19 protein-coding genes and 1 riboswitch are annotated in these 18,487 nt (G+C 35.9%); of the genes, 4 read left to right on the forward strand and 15 right to left on the reverse strand.

All coding sequences use genetic code 11. The features are described 5' to 3' along the window. Nucleotides 1-699: 699 nt before the first annotated feature. The 5 genes from LC076_RS22865 to LC076_RS22885 form a co-directional block, all read right to left on the reverse strand. The gene (locus tag LC076_RS22865) at nucleotides 700-1,044 is read right to left on the reverse strand and encodes a hypothetical protein (RefSeq protein WP_226671433.1); all 345 of its coding nucleotides are present in this window, start codon (nucleotides 1,042-1,044) and stop codon (nucleotides 700-702) included. A 193-nt stretch (nucleotides 1,045-1,237) separates the two neighbouring features. After that, nucleotides 1,238-1,678, reverse strand: a complete 441-nt coding sequence (fabZ, locus tag LC076_RS22870; protein WP_226671434.1) for a 3-hydroxyacyl-ACP dehydratase FabZ — start codon at nucleotides 1,676-1,678, stop codon at nucleotides 1,238-1,240. A gap of 341 nt (nucleotides 1,679-2,019) precedes the next feature. After that, nucleotides 2,020-2,313 (reverse strand): DNA-directed RNA polymerase subunit beta, encoded by a 294-nt coding sequence (locus tag LC076_RS22875; RefSeq protein ID WP_226671435.1) that lies wholly within the window; start codon nucleotides 2,311-2,313, stop codon nucleotides 2,020-2,022. A gap of 12 nt (nucleotides 2,314-2,325) precedes the next feature. Further along, complete coding sequence (locus tag LC076_RS22880) at nucleotides 2,326-3,162, reverse strand: flagellar hook-basal body protein (protein ID WP_226671436.1); 837 nt, start codon at nucleotides 3,160-3,162, stop codon at nucleotides 2,326-2,328. Between the two features lie 15 nt (nucleotides 3,163-3,177). Continuing rightward, nucleotides 3,178-4,029 (reverse strand): flagellar hook-basal body protein, encoded by an 852-nt coding sequence (locus LC076_RS22885; protein ID WP_226671437.1) that lies wholly within the window; start codon nucleotides 4,027-4,029, stop codon nucleotides 3,178-3,180. A gap of 480 nt (nucleotides 4,030-4,509) precedes the next feature. Beyond that, a riboswitch (cyclic di-GMP riboswitch) is annotated at nucleotides 4,510-4,598 on the forward strand. 39 nt (nucleotides 4,599-4,637) lie between these two features. Between LC076_RS22885 and LC076_RS22890 the strand changes: the two genes are divergently transcribed. Further along, nucleotides 4,638-5,540, forward strand: coding sequence for an amidase (locus tag LC076_RS22890; protein WP_226671438.1), 903 nt, complete (start codon nucleotides 4,638-4,640; stop codon nucleotides 5,538-5,540). A 310-nt stretch (nucleotides 5,541-5,850) separates the two neighbouring features. Here LC076_RS22890 and LC076_RS22895 read toward each other — a convergent pair whose 3' ends face one another. The 4 genes from LC076_RS22895 to LC076_RS22910 form a co-directional block, all read right to left on the reverse strand. Further along, on the reverse strand, nucleotides 5,851-6,852 hold the full coding sequence (locus LC076_RS22895) for a rod shape-determining protein (protein ID WP_226671439.1): 1,002 nt from the start codon (nucleotides 6,850-6,852) through the stop codon (nucleotides 5,851-5,853). 156 nt (nucleotides 6,853-7,008) lie between these two features. Beyond that, on the reverse strand, nucleotides 7,009-7,284 hold the full coding sequence (gene spoIIID, locus LC076_RS22900; protein WP_026563140.1) for a sporulation transcriptional regulator SpoIIID: 276 nt from the start codon (nucleotides 7,282-7,284) through the stop codon (nucleotides 7,009-7,011). A gap of 632 nt (nucleotides 7,285-7,916) precedes the next feature. Further along, on the reverse strand, nucleotides 7,917-9,566 hold the full coding sequence (locus tag LC076_RS22905; RefSeq protein ID WP_226671440.1) for a sodium:solute symporter family protein: 1,650 nt from the start codon (nucleotides 9,564-9,566) through the stop codon (nucleotides 7,917-7,919). Nucleotides 9,567-9,670: 104 nt separating this feature from the next. Further along, nucleotides 9,671-9,973, reverse strand: coding sequence for a DUF4212 domain-containing protein (locus tag LC076_RS22910; RefSeq protein WP_226671441.1), 303 nt, complete (start codon nucleotides 9,971-9,973; stop codon nucleotides 9,671-9,673). A gap of 480 nt (nucleotides 9,974-10,453) precedes the next feature. Here LC076_RS22910 and LC076_RS22915 point away from each other — a divergent pair, with 480 nt between their 5' ends. Then, nucleotides 10,454-10,894, forward strand: a complete 441-nt coding sequence (locus LC076_RS22915; protein ID WP_226671442.1) for a VanZ family protein — start codon at nucleotides 10,454-10,456, stop codon at nucleotides 10,892-10,894. A 25-nt stretch (nucleotides 10,895-10,919) separates the two neighbouring features. On the opposite strand, the gene LC076_RS22920 is transcribed toward LC076_RS22915, so the two are convergent. Then, nucleotides 10,920-11,804, reverse strand: a complete 885-nt coding sequence (locus LC076_RS22920) for a M23 family metallopeptidase (protein WP_226671443.1) — start codon at nucleotides 11,802-11,804, stop codon at nucleotides 10,920-10,922. Between the two features lie 154 nt (nucleotides 11,805-11,958). Here LC076_RS22920 and LC076_RS22925 point away from each other — a divergent pair, with 154 nt between their 5' ends. After that, nucleotides 11,959-12,330, forward strand: a complete 372-nt coding sequence (locus LC076_RS22925) for a VanZ family protein (RefSeq protein ID WP_226671444.1) — start codon at nucleotides 11,959-11,961, stop codon at nucleotides 12,328-12,330. A gap of 221 nt (nucleotides 12,331-12,551) precedes the next feature. Here LC076_RS22925 and spoIID read toward each other — a convergent pair whose 3' ends face one another. The 4 genes from spoIID to LC076_RS22945 form a co-directional block, all read right to left on the reverse strand. Continuing rightward, on the reverse strand, nucleotides 12,552-13,580 hold the full coding sequence (gene spoIID / locus LC076_RS22930) for a stage II sporulation protein D (RefSeq protein WP_226671445.1): 1,029 nt from the start codon (nucleotides 13,578-13,580) through the stop codon (nucleotides 12,552-12,554). A gap of 460 nt (nucleotides 13,581-14,040) precedes the next feature. Beyond that, nucleotides 14,041-15,342 carry a UDP-N-acetylglucosamine 1-carboxyvinyltransferase gene (gene murA / locus LC076_RS22935; RefSeq protein WP_226671446.1) on the reverse strand — a complete coding sequence of 434 codons (1,302 nt, stop codon included), beginning with the start codon at nucleotides 15,340-15,342 and terminating at the stop codon, nucleotides 14,041-14,043. A 32-nt stretch (nucleotides 15,343-15,374) separates the two neighbouring features. Beyond that, the gene (locus LC076_RS22940; RefSeq protein WP_226671447.1) at nucleotides 15,375-16,103 is read right to left on the reverse strand and encodes a YwmB family TATA-box binding protein; all 729 of its coding nucleotides are present in this window, start codon (nucleotides 16,101-16,103) and stop codon (nucleotides 15,375-15,377) included. Nucleotides 16,104-16,252: 149 nt separating this feature from the next. Then, the gene (locus LC076_RS22945; protein WP_226671448.1) at nucleotides 16,253-16,489 is read right to left on the reverse strand and encodes a DUF1146 family protein; all 237 of its coding nucleotides are present in this window, start codon (nucleotides 16,487-16,489) and stop codon (nucleotides 16,253-16,255) included. Between the two features lie 423 nt (nucleotides 16,490-16,912). On the opposite strand from LC076_RS22945, the gene LC076_RS22950 reads away from it, so the two are divergent. After that, nucleotides 16,913-17,413: a hypothetical protein gene (locus tag LC076_RS22950; protein WP_226671449.1), complete on the forward strand. Its 501-nt coding sequence runs from the start codon at nucleotides 16,913-16,915 to the stop codon at nucleotides 17,411-17,413. Nucleotides 17,414-18,080: 667 nt separating this feature from the next. On the opposite strand, the gene LC076_RS22955 is transcribed toward LC076_RS22950, so the two are convergent. Beyond that, on the reverse strand, nucleotides 18,081-18,476 hold the full coding sequence (locus LC076_RS22955) for a F0F1 ATP synthase subunit epsilon (protein WP_226671450.1): 396 nt from the start codon (nucleotides 18,474-18,476) through the stop codon (nucleotides 18,081-18,083). Nucleotides 18,477-18,487 lie beyond the last annotated feature (11 nt).

Genomic DNA, 18,487 nt, shown 5'->3' on the forward strand with positions numbered 1-18,487 from the left:
AACACATGGAAGTTCCGCAAAAAAAATGTTGGTGGGATTTGATAATAATCTTTAAAACAGGTCTGAATGATAGTTGAAAATATTTGTTCAAGAATTTACACAAGATTAAGGACTTGACTCTCTACAAATTGCACGTTGGGAATTTATCTTTGATTATTTAAAAATATCAGCGATTCTGGAAATTTATCTTCGATTTTTCTGATTTATCTTCGATTATTCCGATTTATCTTCGATTCCTCAAATTCCGACAAAATTCGCACTTATGATGACCAAGAAAGTTTTAAAGAATCAAAGACATATCTTATATTTGACCATTTAATTACCTAGCATTATTGAAAATTGACTAACTTTTATTGTAGTTGCGCTTCTTGCAGCGTTTCGTTGACACTTTACGTTGTCCTTCGGGGGTAAAATATGAGGAGATTTTGGAGATTTCTTCTGAAATTTGGTGCTGTTTATTAATATTTGACCTTTTTCAACATCACGGTCCTTGAAAATTGACTAACTTTCTTGTTATTTTGCTTGTACTAGTAAGCACGTTGGACATTTATCGGCGATTTTCTCAATTTATCAGCGATTCTTCAAAATCCGACAAAATACGCCCATCCTCACACACGCCACGCCGCACGCACTCTCCATTCGCCAACCCAAACAACCAAAAAAGGCCAACATCAAATGTTAGCCCTTCCAAAGGATCAATTATTTATCTTCCTCTTTATCTACATTCCCATTATCTTCAGTAAGGTCTGTTCCTTCTTCAGCGTTGTCCATGCCTTCTTCCATACCTTCCTCAGCATTGTCAGCGCCTTCTTCTAGCATGTCACCTGTTTCATCCATGCCTTCTTGAATGTTTTCTCCGCCCTCTTCTAGCATGTCTTCACCTTCATCCATGCCTTCTTCCATTTCTTGTTCCATATCTTCACCTGGAGTTTCTTCCATTGTATCTTCTGGTGGTGCTGGATCTTGATCATCTGCAGCACAGCCTGTTACGATCATTGCTGCAAGAAGAGAACCTGATAGAGTTAAAAACCATTTTTTGCTCATAATTATTGCTCCTTTCGATTTTGACCTTTATTTTGGTACGGTCTTTGCTTATGTTTCCCAAACAAATTTATTTCATACACATTTTTTTCTTTCGGCCGTTATGCTTTATATAGACAAGTTTTTCGTCTTCAAAACCTTTCTATAACAAAAAGAGACAAATGACCTACTTGTGCTGGTCATTTGTCTCTTACGTTTATTCTTCTGCTTTTTTCTCACCTAATGCAAACATGATTTCTGTTTCACAAGCAACTTCACCATCAACTGTAGCTATTGCTTTTCCTTTTCCAAGTGAGCCTCTTAAACGGATGATTTCAACTTCTAAACGAAGCTGATCACCAGGTTTTACTTGTCTTTTGAATCGGCAATTATCAATACCTGCGAAAAATGCTAAGCGCCCGCGATTTTCTTCTTTTTTCAAAATGGCTACTGCTCCAACCTGAGCAAGTGCCTCAACAATTAACACTCCTGGCATAACTGGATAATCTGGAAAATGACCATTGAAAAATTCTTCATTTGCTGAAACATTTTTAATGCCTACTGCCTTTTTTCCTTCTTCAATTTCTAGAACACGATCAACCAGTAAAAACGGATAGCGATGTGGGATGATTTCTTTAATTTGTTGAATATCAAGCATATGTATAAACTCCTTAAGGTTTATTTAGGCTTCTAATAAAAGGTCATGTTTATTTATGACTTTGCTATAGGCTAATTTCGCAAACTTTGTTGCTTTTCAATAATCGAAGCAATCAGCACTGTATTAAGTCTAGTGGCATCTTTTCTTCATAAAATAGTACCCTTATAGTGAAAAAACACTGCTTTCACTATAAATTTTGGTTACATAGCAACAATCGTTCAGAAAAGAGCCTTGCTATAAGTTTTTTATTTGTAATTAAGCCCTTTAAAAAAGCCATTATGTATACAACAAAAGGAAGGTATTAAGCAAACCTTCCTTTATGCAAAAGTATAACCTTGTATTTATTTTTTTTCAACCAAATCAATAATATGCTGCCATGTTGATTTCTCTAAGGCATCTGCTGGATTTCCATTACCGATGACTCCATAGCCCACAATAAGTCCAGCAATTGCACTTAAACCTAATAAAATGAGGATGAGGAGAACTCTTAACCATATCGGCAGAAGACGTATACGAATTCTTCTAGGGGTTTTTTCTTTTGCCCCTTCTTTTTCCTTGTTTGTTGCCTTGTTCGCCTTTTTTGCTTTTTTTAGTTCTTCCCGAGTGTATGTTTTAGTCGTTTCTTTTGCAACCAATAGTCATAACTCCTATCTAACACCATTAATTAATCCCAACATTTGGTCACCAAGTGTAACTGTTTTTGCATTCATTTGATAAGAACGCTGTGAGATCATTAAATCGGTCATTTCCTTTGTTAAATCAACATTGGACATTTCAAGTGCACCTTGCTGAACAGCTCGATCGGCTCCATCTAAAAAGGTTAACACATCATTGATTGGTATATTTCCTAAGTTCTTTAAACCGTAGAGATTATTTCCTTTTTCAATTAGCATTTGTGGACGATCTAGCCCAACAACACCAAGCTCAAAAATTTGCGGAAGCTCTGTATCATTTTTTGGAACGGCTGTTAGTACTCCATCTTGTGAAATAACAATTTCTTTAAACGTATCATTTAAGTAGATCGGATCTTGATTTTCATCTAAAACACGATTACCACTCGCTGTTGCTAGCATAAAGCGATTTGTTCCATCATTTGTTGGAGATAAATATAACGCACCATCTCTTGTATAATTTATTTCTCCATTCACATCGATCTGTAAAAATTGATTAGGAACAGTCAATGCAATATCAAGTGAACGACCTGTTTGCTTTACACTTCCTTGTGTAAAAACAACACTGCTATTTAGCTTGCTACCAGTTCCTTGCATAATCCCCAATTCAGAGTTCAAAATCAGCTTTTCTTCAAGCTCATTTGCGGGCTCGTTTGTTGTTGTATTAAACTGCTGACGAACCAACTCTGAAAATGTTGTTTCCGTACGTTTGAATCCTTGAGTATCTACATTAGCTAAGTTATGACCAATTTTATCAAGTTGCTTTTGAAATTGTGCCATCGAATTAGTCGCTGTAATCATTGAGCGTAACATTATTAGTACCTCCTATTATCTTAAGCGGCCTATTTCGTTTGCGGCCTTGTCCATACTTTTATCATACGCTTGTAATACTTTTTGGTTTGCTTCAAAAGATCGATAAGCTGTCATCATATCTGTATACGTTCGACCAACATCAACTGTTGAATTTTCTACGTAGTTTTGTCTTAAATTATATTGAATGTCTCCGTTACCAATCGCAGTTGGTAATACACCTTCATCAGCAGTACGAAATAGTCCGTTACCTTCTCTAACTAAGTTTCGTACATCTGCTTCGTAACGTACATCGATTTGACCTAGAAATTGGTCTGCGCCTTGAAGATCAAGATTATATACCTCTCCATTTGGAGTAATTTCATAATTGCTTGTTTGTATTGAAATCGGCTCACCTGTAGTAGATAAGACCGTATTTCCGTTAGACAGTAAAATCCCGTTATCATCTAGTGAAAAATGGCCATTTCGTGTGTATCTTTCATCACCAGTTGGTGTATCAACAGCAAATAGTAATGTTCCTTTAAGATTTGTTTCTGGGTTAAATGGAACATTTTCTTCAACTAATGCAATATCAGATTTCAATCCTGTTTCTTTTAATCCACCTTGAAGGTACTGATTACCTATCTCTTGTAAATACACTCCTGTATTAATTGTGCCTATTGGAGTCATTCCTCCAAAGTTTGCGCCATTTACAGTAGGTACTGATTTATTGTCCAGTCTTTGTAGCAGCATTTCTGGAAACGCGCGAACAGAAGATTGATCTGCTTTATAGCCTGGAGTTGTTGAATTTGCCATGTTGTTTGAGAGCATTTCCGTACGTCTTTGTTGCGTTAACATTCCTGCTGTTGCTGTATATAAACCTCTTAACATAGTGCACCCACCTTAGTGTTAGTAGTCCGAACAATGAATTCCTTTCGACAGAATTCCCTAACTTTCATTATAAAGGAGATGCAACGTTTTCTCATTACATTTTTTTAGGAAATGTATGTAATTTTTTGAACGAGGTATTTTTTAAGCTTTCTTTAAAAATACCTTTTTCATACTTTGTTGTAATAAACATTACTTTTTACTAGGCTCTGTTAAACTTTGTGGTTGATTTTCGTTACAGGCATTCGCTTTCCGCGGGCGGTCCGGAAGCCTCCTCGGCGCAAGCGCCTGTGGGGTCTCCCTTCGACACGCTTCTCCCGCAGGAGTCTCATGCCTTTCACTCCAATCAACCAAGTGCTAAAAAACAACCTTAAGCTTTAACATAGCCTTTTACTAAAAGGAATAATACTTTTAAAAAAGCCTTTTATAGGTCCAAAAACCTATTTGAATCTGTAGCATATGACTATATACTTAAGAAAATAAAACTGAAAAAGGCAAACTTGTCGAAAGATAAGGACGCAAAGCTATGGGCCTAACCAATGTTTACATTGTACGGTTGCCAAGTTGCCAGGCTCCCTTTCCGAGCCTCGGGATGAGAGGGAGAAGAAGATATGAAGATGCTAAAAGGTATCATTTGTGTGTTAACTGCTTTATTTGTTTTAGGTAGTCAGCTAGGAGTTATCGGGATGAATAACAAAGCAACAGCTATGGAAAATCCTATATCACCTGAGTATTCAACATGGTTATGGGATACGAATAAAATCGTAAATGACCGAGTGGCTACTCTTCAATTTCTAGAAGAAAAACAAGTTAAACATGTTTACTTACAAATTAATCGAAATGTAAATACAACTTATTATAAAAAATTCATTAGTGAAGCAAGCATAAAGAATATCAAGGTCTACGCATTAGATGGTGATCCAAACTGGGGTCCAACTTCAAAAGGGTTTACGAACTTTTTAAGCTGGGTAACAACTTATCAACAATCTTCACAAGCTACTGAAAAATTTTCGGGCATTCACCTTGATATTGAACCTTATTTAACTCCGCTATGGACATCAAACTACAAAGCGGCTGTTAATAAATATCAAAATGCACTTATCGTCGCTTCTAATAAAGCTACATCATTAGGAATTTCATTTGCTGTAGACATTCCATTTTGGTTTGATGAAATGACTTATAAAAACAAGCATGGTAAAGGAAACCTCGCAAAATGGGCGATTAATTTAACAGATGAAGTAACTATTATGGCATACCGCGATAAAGCTGTCGGTCCTAACGGTATTATTGAGTTAGTGAAATATGAGATGAATACCGCAAACACGCTAAACAAAAAAGTGAACATCGCAGTTGAAACTATGAATTTAGGCAATGACGGATTTTTAACTTTCTATGAAGAAGGACAAGCTGCAATGAATACACAATTAGAGCTTGTACAAAATTCTTATGGAAGTTATTCAAACTTTAACGGATTCGCTGTTCACCATGTTGGTAGTTGGATGGAATTGAAGTAGTAAAAATTAAAATCATTCATAAAAGGTTCTCTATTCTATATAGAGGGCCTTTTTTTCATAATTGTTATATTTGAAATTAATCTCTGTGTGTCTTCCGAGAATGATATTTACTTGTACCAATACCTTCAAGGCTCCAATTAACGATGCAAATATATACCGGATAATAAAGTGTCCGGACCTAGCGCAAATCAACCACACACTATACTTTACACCTGCATTTAAGATAAACATCAAAAAAAGAGCCAGGCAATCCTAGCTCCTTTTCCTATCTATATAAATAGTATGGACTTCATTCGTAAGGTACTTGATCTCAACCAAATTTCTTACGTGGTAATTTATCCATGTTATCTAGCATAATTCCTGTGCCAATTGCTACGCAATCCATTGGTGCTTCAGCAACTAGTACTGGTACCTTTAGTTCTTCAGCTAATAATTGATCTAGTCCGTTTAACAAGGCACCACCACCTGTTAAAATGACGCCACGATCAATAATGTCTGCAGATAGCTCAGGAGGAGTACGTTCTAGTACGCTTTTAGCAGCTTGTACGATCGCAGCTACTGGTTCACGAAGTGCTGATTCTACTTCTTTTGAGTTAACAGTGATTGTGCGAGGTAAACCTGTCACCATGTCACGTCCACGTATGTCAATCTCTTCATAACGTGCGCCTGGGAATACCGTTGCAACATTTATCTTAATGTCTTCTGCTGTGCGTTCACCGATAAGAAGCTTGTACTCTCTTTTGATGTAATTTAAAATTTCAAGGTCAAACTTGTCCCCTGCCATTTTAATTGAAGAGGCGGTGACAATATCGCCCATTGATAAAACTGCGACATCTGTTGTTCCACCGCCAATATCAACTACCATATTTCCATAAGGTTGGAAGATGTCCATTCCGGCACCAATTGCTGCTACCTTTGGTTCTTCCTCAAGAAAAACATTTTTGCCACCGCTTTTTTCTGCAGCTTCTTTAATCGCTTTTTGTTCAACAGATGTAATATTTGTTGGACAACAAATAAGCATACGTGGCTTAGATAATAAGCCTTTTACATTAAGCTTATTTATAAAGTGCTTTAACATCGCTTCTGTTACTTCAAAATCTGCAATGACGCCATCTTTCAATGGGCGAATTGCAACAATATTCCCAGGAGTACGTCCTACCATACGTCTAGCTTCTTCACCAACAGCAAGAACCTTTCCTGAATTCTTGTCTAACGCAACAACGGACGGTTCATTTAAAACAATACCTTTACCTTTTACATGTATTAGTACATTAGCAGTACCAAGATCTATACCAATATCCCTCGCAAACATTCTATCTATATCCTCCTTGCTTATCTACATTCCCGTAATAGTTTAACCTAATTAAATATTTTATCATAAAATCGCAAAAATAGTATGATTTTGTAAAATTATTTCGCGGGTTTATGTAGGGAAATGTCGATTAACAAGAAATTGATAGATAGACCTTTATTTCACTGGTTCTTCCTCTAAAATCTCGTCCTTCTTATACTTAAGCTTTGTTGCTTCTCCACCACGCAGATGCCTAATTGATTTATGATAATCAAGTATTTCCTTTACCTCATTTGCAAGATCAGGATTAATTTCAGGTAGCCTCTCCGTTAAATCTTTATGGACGGTACTTTTGGAAACTCCAAATTCCTTCGCAATGACGCGAACTGTTTTCTTTGTCTCCACGATATACTTCCCAATCTTGATTGTGCGTTCTTTGATGTAATCGTGCACACCACTCGACCTCCCTAATATGGATGTGAGAAGTGTGAAATGAGACTCGCATACCAAGACACTTTGGCTGACTTTCTCTTAGATGATCGTATGATGCCTCTATTACAGCGATTAAATTTTACACTCACGATCCCTCACCTCAAACACTCTCTTTGATAGGTTTGTAACATTTTATTAGCTTGGGTAAGGATATATGCAAGAAAACTCAAGTGGGACAAGGCTTTCTTTATTTTTTTTATTAAAACCCTTGTCTTTCAAAGGAAAACCTCAGGATTTTTTTCTAAATAATGTTTTTTATTTCAGCTTATGAAATTAGGATGAATGATTATTTCCCGAGAAATTTGTCGAGTTCTAAGCGAATATTGTGCAGAAAATGTTTTGTAAAAAATATATCCAGATGTACCTCGCCCTTACTTAATTAAAGGTATTCGTTCCAGATAAGAAACATAACTTATTTATTTCTTTTTCTAGCTGATTTCACAGTTCTTTTTGTCTCCTAGGCGAACGCCTTGAGATCTCCCTTTGACGTGCTTCTCCTGATGAAGAGGATGTATTCAATTCATTTATTGAACTTTACAACAAAAAAAAGACAATCATGCTAAAAAGCACAATTGTCTATGTTTATATTTATCTTAATCCATCCAAACCTCGCCATCTTTATATGTCATTTGCTCTGGGTAACGAAGGTTAAGCACTTCTTCTTGTGTTTTGATAGAAGGTGGCTTCGTTGCTAGAGAAACAATGACATTTGTTAAAATAGCTGCTGTGGCTCCAAATACACCTGCTCCTGTATCAATGATACCGAGGATTGTAAAGCCACCATATTTAGCTAAGAAGATATAAGTTAATGTGACCCCTAGGCCTGCTAGCATTCCAGAGATGACACCATAAGTGTTTGAGCGCTTCCACCATACCCCAATTAATAATGCTGGGAAGAAGGTACCTGAAGCGAGCGCAAATGCCCAGGCAACAATCTGTGTGATGGCTCCTGGTGGGTTTAATGCTACTAAACCTGCTAACACAGTAGCGATAACAATGGACCATCTTGCAACAGCTAAACGATTCTTTTCAGAAGCATTTGGCTTAAGTACTCTGTAGTAAATATCATGTGCAAAAGAAGAAGAAATCGCAATCATAAGACCACCGGCTGTGGATAAAGCTGCTGCCATTGCCCCTGCTGCAACAAGACCGATAACAAATAATCCAAGATTGGCAATTTCAGGTGTGGCCATAACAACAATGTCATTTGATATAATGAGCTCACTCCATTGAAGAATGCCGTCACCATTGCTATCTGCTATTTGTAGCTTACCTGTATTAACCCATGACGCGGTCCAAGATGGTAGCTCAGATAGCTTTTGACCAGCTACTTTTGTCATTAAAATAAAACGTGAAAACGCGGCATATGCTGGTGCTGATAAGTATAGTAGACCAATGAAAAGTAAAGCCCATGCTCCAGACCATCTTGCTGCTTTCATCGTTGAAACGGTATAAAAACGAACAATAACATGTGGTAAGCCTGCTGTCCCTGCGATTAATGTAAACATAAGAGCTAGAAATTGCCATTTTGTTCCATTGGTAAACGGGGCAAAATATTCAGAGATTCCTAGTTCCCGATCGAGTGCTCCCATTTCCTCTACAATTTTCCCATAAGATAACCAAGGTGCTGGGTTACCTGTGATTTGAAGAGACATAAAGATTACAGGAATGATATACGCAATAATTAAAATTAAATACTGAGCAACCTGCGTCCATGTAATCCCTTTCATTCCACCGAAAGCAGAATAAAATGCAATAAGCACAACACCAATTAATGTACCAATTTTGGCGTCGATTTCAAAAAGACGTCCAATAACAACTCCTGATCCAGAAAGCTGACCAATCGAGTAGGTGAAGCTAATAATAATTGTACAGATGGCTGCAATAACACGTGCCGTATGGCTATTATAACGATCTCCGATAAACTCTGGCACCGTATAACGACCATATTTACGAAGCTGTGGTGCCAATAAGAAGGTTAATAATAGATATCCGCCTGTCCACCCCATAATGTAAGCAAGTCCATCATATCCGAGTAGCATAATTGTTCCAGCTAAACCAATGAATGATGCAGCACTCATCCAATCAGCCCCGATGGCCATTCCGTTAAAGATCGGTGGAATACCGCGTCCTGCTACATAGAAATCTGATGTTTGCTTAGCTGTATTATAAATAGCGATCCCAATATATAAAGCAAATGTGACTAAAATAATCGTTAATGATACTAAAAATTGTGCGTCCAATGAAGATCCCCCTTTTGTCTCGGCTTTCCTCTTCTACACTATCTACCCAAGATAGCTGATGTTGACTCACAGATGATTAATCTAGATCCCTTTTTTGCCATTATTTAATGATCGACTGATTTACCAGCACTTAATTGAACATTTTTATTTTCATCAATTCCGTATTTTTTATCGATACTGTCACTAACCTTTGCATTAACAAACAATAAAAGAATAAAAATAACAATTGCCCCTTGAGCTCCCATGAAATAGTGAAACGGAAATCCATTGATTGTGATTTCACTTAGAGGTTCAGCAAATAACACCACTCCAAATGAAGCTAAAAACCCGATAATTAAATAAATAATAATATTGCGTGTTCGTTCCTTAAAATATGCGTCCGCGACCTTTTTTTCAATCTTTTTCATTTAGCCACCTCCATAAAGATATAAAGCAAACAAGTGTTCAAATTAAGATAAACTAAATATAAATTTTAATGTGTCAATAAATGATGCTGGTACGAGAGCAATTTGCACTATGAAGTAGAGTAGTAGTGATAGAACTGGTATTAGTAAAAATTGAGGCTTTTTTTTGCGTAAGCTCATAAACAGGCTAAAACCTGTTATAACTAGAATAAGAAAGATGAACAATCGAATATCCCTCCTTTTTGTTGTAAGCGTTATCATTATTACACATAGTTGTTCACCTCTTTGCCATATTTTGTGTCATTTCATTTTTTATTATGAATCCCACATACCAATCGGTCAATACTTTTTAGAAAATTCAGGTTTATTATCCTATGATTTTTTCTCGACAAAAATCGATCGTATCACATGGCATTCATAGGGAAATAAAACACTTCCAATTTCATCATCATTTCTGATACTTTACTTATAGGAGGCTGATTAATGAGAAAGGTTTTAAAGCTGTTAGTTTATATAAGTTTTTTCGCTTATCTTTGTTTTCTTCTTTATTTATTGTTTTTCTCACACTATCGTCAATCTGTTGAGGGTGTTATAGCCTATAATCTTGTTCCATTCACAACAATACAGGGCTATTTTTCTACGTTTACTGGATTTTCTTTAACAGATCAATTTATTGGAAATATTCTTGCGTTTTTACCTTTTGGTTTTCTCATTGTTTTCATCATTCCTCGTTCTTCACTGATGAGAATTTTGATATACACTTTTGTATTATCATTTGGTATAGAGTGTTTACAGATTTTGTTTCGAGTAGGTGCTTTTGATGTGGATGATTTGCTACTGAATACAGTAGGTGGAGTTATAGGTTATGTGTTTTCTTTACTTTTTCAAACAAAAAAAATTGAGGTTGATCTCGAAGAAAATTGAGCTCAACCTCATATGAAAGAAATCATTACGAGTTTATTGTACTTTTTGAAGTCTCAGGCTGATTAGAATTTTCGCTTCCTTCAGTTTCTCCCTTTTCAGCATCTTTGTCTGTTTCTGGAGACTTTTCATCAGACTCTTCTACTTTAGGAGTTTCTGATTCTTCAGCTGGAGCTTCTTCTTCTTTAGCTTCCTCTTCTTTAGCTTGTTCACTTGTTGCTTCTTCAATGGATGTTACCGGCTTATCCATATATGTTAGAGGATTTACAGCTTTTCCGCTTTGACGAACTTCAAAGTGTACGTGGATGCCATCTTCTTCATTATAAAGATTTTTTCCAGCTTTCCCGATTAGTTCGTTTTGCTCTACTTTATCACCAGCTTGTACATTTGCTTCAGCTAATGATTGGTATACTGTCACAACATCGTTTTCGTGCTCAATTTCAACAACATACCCAAGAATCGGATCTTTTTCAGCTTTCGCTACTGTTCCACTTAATGATGCAACAACATCGAATTCTTTTTGATCTTCTCTTGCAATATCAATACCTTTGTTCATTCTATACGTATTATTATAGAATACAAGGGCAGCTTCTTGCTCTTCTGTTGAAGCATTTGCATCATAAAACTTTTTCACAACTTGTACTTGATCTGGATCAATTGCAGGCATTGCAAAGTTTTCTTTTAAAGCATTAACTTCTACTGCTTCTGGTTGTTCTAATGCAACATCTTCACCTTGATTATTTTGTTGTCTAAGATCATCAGCTACATCGTTGCTAATTCCTTGATACCATAATACCGCCGTTAAGATTACTGCTGCACTCATTAGGTAAATTGCCGGAAATACCCAACGTTTTCTAAAAAATTGATTTAATTTTGTGTTTTGAGAAGTACGTTTCTTTTCTTCCTCTCTCATTCTATCATCACCTCAGAAATCAGTCTGAACAGAATTTCTGAATTATATACACATCTTGAAAAATATTTTTTAAAATTTAGTATGTGCTATGTTTATAATAATATGTACGATATGAAAAAAATTCTTAAAATGATGATTTAACAAGGAGTTTATCATGAAAAAAATTCTATTTACTATTTTCCCGCTTCTTTATATGGCATTAATCTGGACACTATCCAGTTTCCCTGCAAATGCTGTAGTCAATACCCCATTTTCTTTTGATTCACTTATAAAGGAGTCATTACATTTAATTGAATTTGCCATTCTTTATTGGCTTTTGGCCTTTGCTTTTATTGCACACAATAAATGGAGTGAAGCTATGAGTATAGTTGCGGCTGTAATTGCCATTTTGTATGGACTGACTGATGAGATTCACCAATCATTCGTACCAGCTCGCTCAGCAACAGTCATTGATTTTGTCAAAGATACAATTGGTGTTGTTGTTTCTTATATGATTGCGAAACGAATTTATTTTACGAAGAAATGATAAAAAGCTATGAATATAGGTGAAGTGATTCCACCTCGTTCATAGCTTCTTTTCGTGTGTTTGATTGACGAGTTTTGTCGAAAAACTAATATATCGTTACTTTTAGCAAATAAAAAGAGGATTTGAGCAAATAAACTCAGCATACTAGCAAATAAATTAGGCAAATCCGCAAATAAAACCGGTATATCAACAAATATGTCTAATTGCACCTTACTCGATGTCTATTGCTTAGCTGTGTATTTCGATAAAAACGGTTCAGCCGTCCCGATTTCTGTTCCTTGATAATAATGTGTCACGATTTCTTCATAAGATTTACCTGCTTCAGCCATAAAATTAGCTCCATATTGACTCATGCCAACTCCATGTCCAAAGCCTTCTGTTTTGATAACGATCGAATCACCTTTAATTTGCCACGTGAAATCTGAGGATTTTAACTCAAGTTTTTCACGAATTTGTCTGCCAGTAAATTCTTTTCCGCTAATTTCTACCTTTGCCACACGCTTTCCAGGTGTGAGCTCTTTAATTGTTCCTACTGTATCTTTGCTTGTATCGACTTTCACACCAAGTTGATTTTCAAATTGCTTAATCGTGATAATTTTCTGATCGTAAAATTTAGGTGACTTTTCATCCCATGTGCTTTCTACACTTTTTAAATAAGGAATGGCTTCCTTCCAATATGCTTCAGAGTTTTCTGTGTAACCATTACTTGTTGAAAAAAATGAAGCATCAATCGGCTTTTTCTCATATGTAAGGATTTTCCCTTGTGTGGCTGCAACAGCTTCTGTAATTTTATTTAGCTTGGCTGCATAATCATTTCCCCATTGTTTCTTCAGTTCTTCTTGATTTTTATAAACCTGATGCATTGTTGTGTCAGTAACAACCGATCCTGATCCTTCAGGAGTACCAATATTTTTTCCGTTCATAAGCTGTTTTGTAATATATGTTCGAGCTGCCAATGCTTGTGCCTTTAATGCTTCTAACTCAAATTCTGCTGGCATTTCAGATGCAACAACGCCAATAACATATTCCTCTAAAGGAATGTTTTCAACTTTCTTCGCTTGACTTCTATAAACAGGAACATCCACTGGTGATTCAGCTAACACTGGTACATTACTTTTTGCCACAGTGAGCTCTTCACCTAACTTGCCCTTGGATTGATCCATAAATGGCGTAACTAGTAGAGTAGGAATGAGCAGGATAATGAAGAATAAACCTCCAAAGATAAAGAGAGCTGGCTTAATTGGTTTCATGTCTAAGGCCTCCGTTTAGGTTTAGATTAATTAGGATATCTATATTCCATCTTATGGTTATGGACAAGCTTTTATGACAGAAATATCAAGTGGATGACTTTATTTTAAGTAAGAAAGGACAAGGCTTTTAACCTTATATGGAGTGTATTGTTTAGATGGCTATATTTCGCTTTCCGGGAGCCTCATCTAAGTAGGAGTCTTATTTATTCACGTACAATCAACACCTTCTATAGTTAACAGTTAAATTCTTTCTCAACTTTTTTTAACTTCCATGTATAAAAGCCAACTAATATAGGTATTCTAGTAAAGTCGTAATTAGAATAAATTTCTGTACATAAACTATTTCGTTCCATTAAAACGAAGGCGCATAAACAAAGAATATCTTGAAAGTCCTAAAAACTAAATAAAAGAAGCAGGGCGCCATAAAAATAATGACTCCTGCTTCTTTTATGAAGGCATATTAATCTGATACGGCAGCTTGCTGATCAGAATTTGTTTTTATTTCTTCAGTTACACGTTCGATATCAGCGCCGATTGCTGCTAATTTTTCGTGGAATCCTACATATCCTCGGTCTAAATGCTTTAGTTCAGTAACACGTGTGTGGCCTTCTGCAGTTAAACCTGCAAGAATTAATGCAGCACCTGCACGTAAATCTGTTGCTGCTACTTCTGCACCTTGTAATCCCACTGGTCCGTTGATAATAACCGAACGACCCTCAATTTTGATATCTCCATTCATACGACGGAATTCTTCTACATGCATGAAACGATTTTCGAAAACTGTTTCAGTAATCATACTCGTTCCTTTAGCACGTAATAATAATGCCATCATTTGAGATTGCATATCTGTTGGAAATCCAGGGTGTGGCATTGTTTTAATATCTATTGATTTTAAATTTTCTGGTCCAATGACACGTAGACCATCTTTTTCTTCTATTATTTCTACTCCCATCTCTTCCATTTTAGCGATAAGAGATGTTAAATGTTCTGGTACCGCATCTTGAACGAGTACGTTACCTTGTGTAATAGCTGCAGCAACCATGAATGTACCTGCTTCAATTCGGTCAGGAATAATTGAGTGATGAGCACCTTTTAATTCCTCAACACCTTCAATACGAATTGTTCCTGTACCAGCGCCACGGATTTTACCACCCATCGCATTGATATAATTAGCCAGGTCAACGATTTCTGGTTCTTTTGCTACGTTCTCAAGAACTGTAGTACCTTCTGCAAGAGAAGCAGCCATAATGATATTTTCTGTTGCTCCAACACTTGGGAAATCAAGATAAACTTTAGCACCTTTCAGCCTTCCGTTTACTTCTGCTTCGATAAAGCCGTTTCCAACTTTAATGGAAGCTCCCATTGCTTCAAAGCCTTTTAAATGTTGATCAATTGGACGAGATCCAATTGCACAACCACCTGGTAATGCAACACGTGCAGAACCTTTACGGGCTAGAAGTGCTCCCATAACGAGTACAGATGCACGCATTTTTCTTACATACTCAAACGGTGCCTCTGTTGATAGCTCTTTTGATGCATCTACAATTACTTGATTATTTTCAAAATGGACATCTGCGCCTAAGTGGCGAAGAACTTCATTAATTGTATACACATCGGAGAGCGTAGGTACATTACTTATAATACTTTTATCTTCACTTGCTAACAAAGATGCAGCGATTACTGGTAAAACGGCATTTTTTGCTCCTTCTACTTTCACAGTGCCGTTTAACTTACGACCGCCGCGGACGATGATTTTTTCCAAAGTATTCCCCTCCGCGTCCCAATTTCTCTATATTAATATTCAGACGTAATGATTGGTGTTCCTATTACGACCGTTGTTTTACCGCCCAATCCGTCAGATCTTAATGAAATTTGCATATTCATGTTATCTTCAGATGTTGGAATATAATCTTCCCACAATGGGGTTTTAGCTGAAATTGATACAAAATGATTTTCTTGTAATTCTTCTACCGTTACTGCTTTAAAATATTTTAATAATTCATTCGATTTCTGATTCAAAACAACTTCCATCATATCATCAATAGATCCTGTTAAACAAGCAAAAGTTGTTGTTTTTTCTCCAAAAATGTCGATTGCTTGTTCATTGTAGAAATCAGTTACTTGTGACCAATCTTTTTGCACACTTATACCCTTTACCTCATAAAGGATATACGACTGATCATGATCATTTGTGAGGGTAGTAATCAATTGGAGTTTTTCAGTAACATTCTCTTCGTTGTTTTCATGAACACCAATTGCTTTAAATACGTCGTCCTCATTTTTAAACGTCCATGTATATTGACGATATTGTTTTGTAAAAAGTTTCACATCTTCAATAGACTTTTTATCGACCGTCTTTTTTGAATATAAAGACCAATCGTTCATTTGAATATGATGACGTTCCATTGCATTTGCCATATGTTCTAGCTTTGAAATATTTTCTTCCGCCCCTATATGACTAGCCAACATATTCAACCAAATAAACATTAGGATTGCTACAATTACCATTTCTCTTTTTATCACACCCGGTCACTTCCTCTCCTTAGTAACATTGTTACCAGATTGAAGCGACACATACGTGGAAAAAGTCGTCAAAATTAGACAAGGCAATAGTATGTACTACATAATCAATGTAGTTTTTTTATTCCCGTTCTCCCCATCCATAAACATGTTTAAAATAAAGATGGAAGTTGCTGTGACCATAGTAAGTAATCTAAAAAGAAGTTACTTACTAAAGAACCAATAGCGATTGTTAGTAAAATTAAGAGTACTCTTGCTTGCATGACTTTGCCAGATTTTAGCCATTTTTCAATATTTATTGATTGTAATGCCCACCAAGTAATCATAAAAAAAACGAGGTTTACAACCATACTTAGTAAAGCAATTTGTCCAAAGTCGGGCACATTCATCCCTCCATAAATCCTCGTACAACGACGTTTCAGCCCTTTAATATTGCTCGTTCATTTACAAAAATAAAAGACACAAAGCAACTTACATCATACAACAAAATCCTAAAATTACAACCTTATTTTTACCTAATTTCTCGTAATATTTTTAGTTGTTTCCTGATGTTGGTATATACCCTTTTTCATTATATAGTGAAAGTTCTGTAACATGATTGATTTTTAAATTTAATAAAAATTTACGAATATTAAAATGACCATTTACAATTCGTTTTTCAAGTTACATTCCATTATTTTACTATATAGAGACATCCAAAATACCCCTCAATTATGAAAGTATTGTTACAAGTTTTTATTGGGTTCTTCTATGTTATACTTTCTTCGGATAGTTTTCTTTTCCGAATTTCAAAGGAATTTGAGGAGGATAAAATGTTTGAACCACAGTTAGATCATTATAGAGATATAACACTTGAGTATGGGGATCAATTACCTGAATTTGATAATATATATGCAGCACAAACATATTACTACGAGTTCCGCAAAGATCATCTTTTTTTACTTGAAGAGATTTGTAACGAACTTAATATAATAATTGATTATTCTTCTAGAAGCTTAATCGACATTGAAAAGTTGTATTTTGATTTATTTAAGGAAAATAAATATTTCGATTTCCAAATAACTGTAGAGGAATTTGAAACATGTATGAGCATTTATTTGTGTGAAGTTCTTGTTAGGGAAAACTCTGATTGTTCAGAGTGGTTGGTGCAAGAGTATCCGTTTATTGATCATAAATTTGTGATGGGTATTCGTTATGGACGTTATCACCAGTTTTTTCAGAACATGTTTTCAGATCATTATTTGAGTCATAAAGATGAGAGTGAGATGACTCTTTCTAAGCGTTATGAGAGAATGGCAAGGTTTTGTAAGTAAGTTATTGATTGCAATATGTTTTAAATTGAGTATTCCCCATGGAGTAATGGAGTATCCTGTATACCAATGCAATGCACATTTTCTAATGCAGTAATATTTGATTACTTTGTTTGATTACTTTGTTGTTTTGGTTGAAACTTAGTTCGTTTCATTTCGCTGCAGACACTTGCTTTCCGTGGGGAGGAAGCTGAGCCTCCTCGGCGCAGGCGCCTGTGGGGTCTCAGCCTTTCCTCTAGACCCACAGGAGTCTAGTGTCTTCCGCTCCATTACACTATCAGGTCTTAAATTGCATCTCAACCTTTTATAAGATGATTTCATTGTGGCTGGGTGAAGTTAATTTTCTTCGTCCTATCCTTAAGACCAAAGAATTATTTAAGAATTTTAACAATACTATAGCTAAAAGAATTCTCATAATACACAATTATAAATAACAACACATAAAAAAATAGTAGCACAGATCTTAAATAACATGTTGCTTATAAATACTTTAATGGATTTTAGAAGGAATCTAAAAACAGCATAACGAAAATTCCACTTACTCATCTTCTATTTTGTCTTTACAACAAATTTGAATACATATTTTTTATAAAACATTTGAAAAAAAGCCCGAATAAAAGATAAAAGAAAAGATGGTGCAGACTTTATGTCATACACCATCTTTTTTTATTTATTTCGTTACGTTTAAGCGGTTGATTGCACGTTGTAGTGCTAGTTCAGCACGCTTAAAATCGATATCGTCTGATTTATGATTTAGACGCTCTTCTGCACGTTTTCTAGCTGCTTCTGCACGAGCTATATCGATAGTCTCTGCTTTTTCAGCTGCTTGTGCTAAGATCGTAACCTTGTCAGGTCGTACTTCGATAAAGCCGCCAGTAACAGCAACGAATTCAGTGCTGCTCCCTTGCTTTAGGCGAACTGCTCCAATTTGCAATGGGGCAACCATAGGAATATGACCTGGTAAAATACCAAGCTCACCACTTTGAGCTTTAACACTCACCATTTCTACGTCTGCATCGTAAACTGGGCCATCGGGAGTAACGACATTGACTAATACTGTCTTCATACTCATACCCT

The organism is Metabacillus litoralis (assembly GCF_020524045.1).
In the GTDB taxonomy this organism is placed as follows: Bacteria; Bacillota; Bacilli; order Bacillales; family Bacillaceae; genus Metabacillus; species Metabacillus litoralis_C.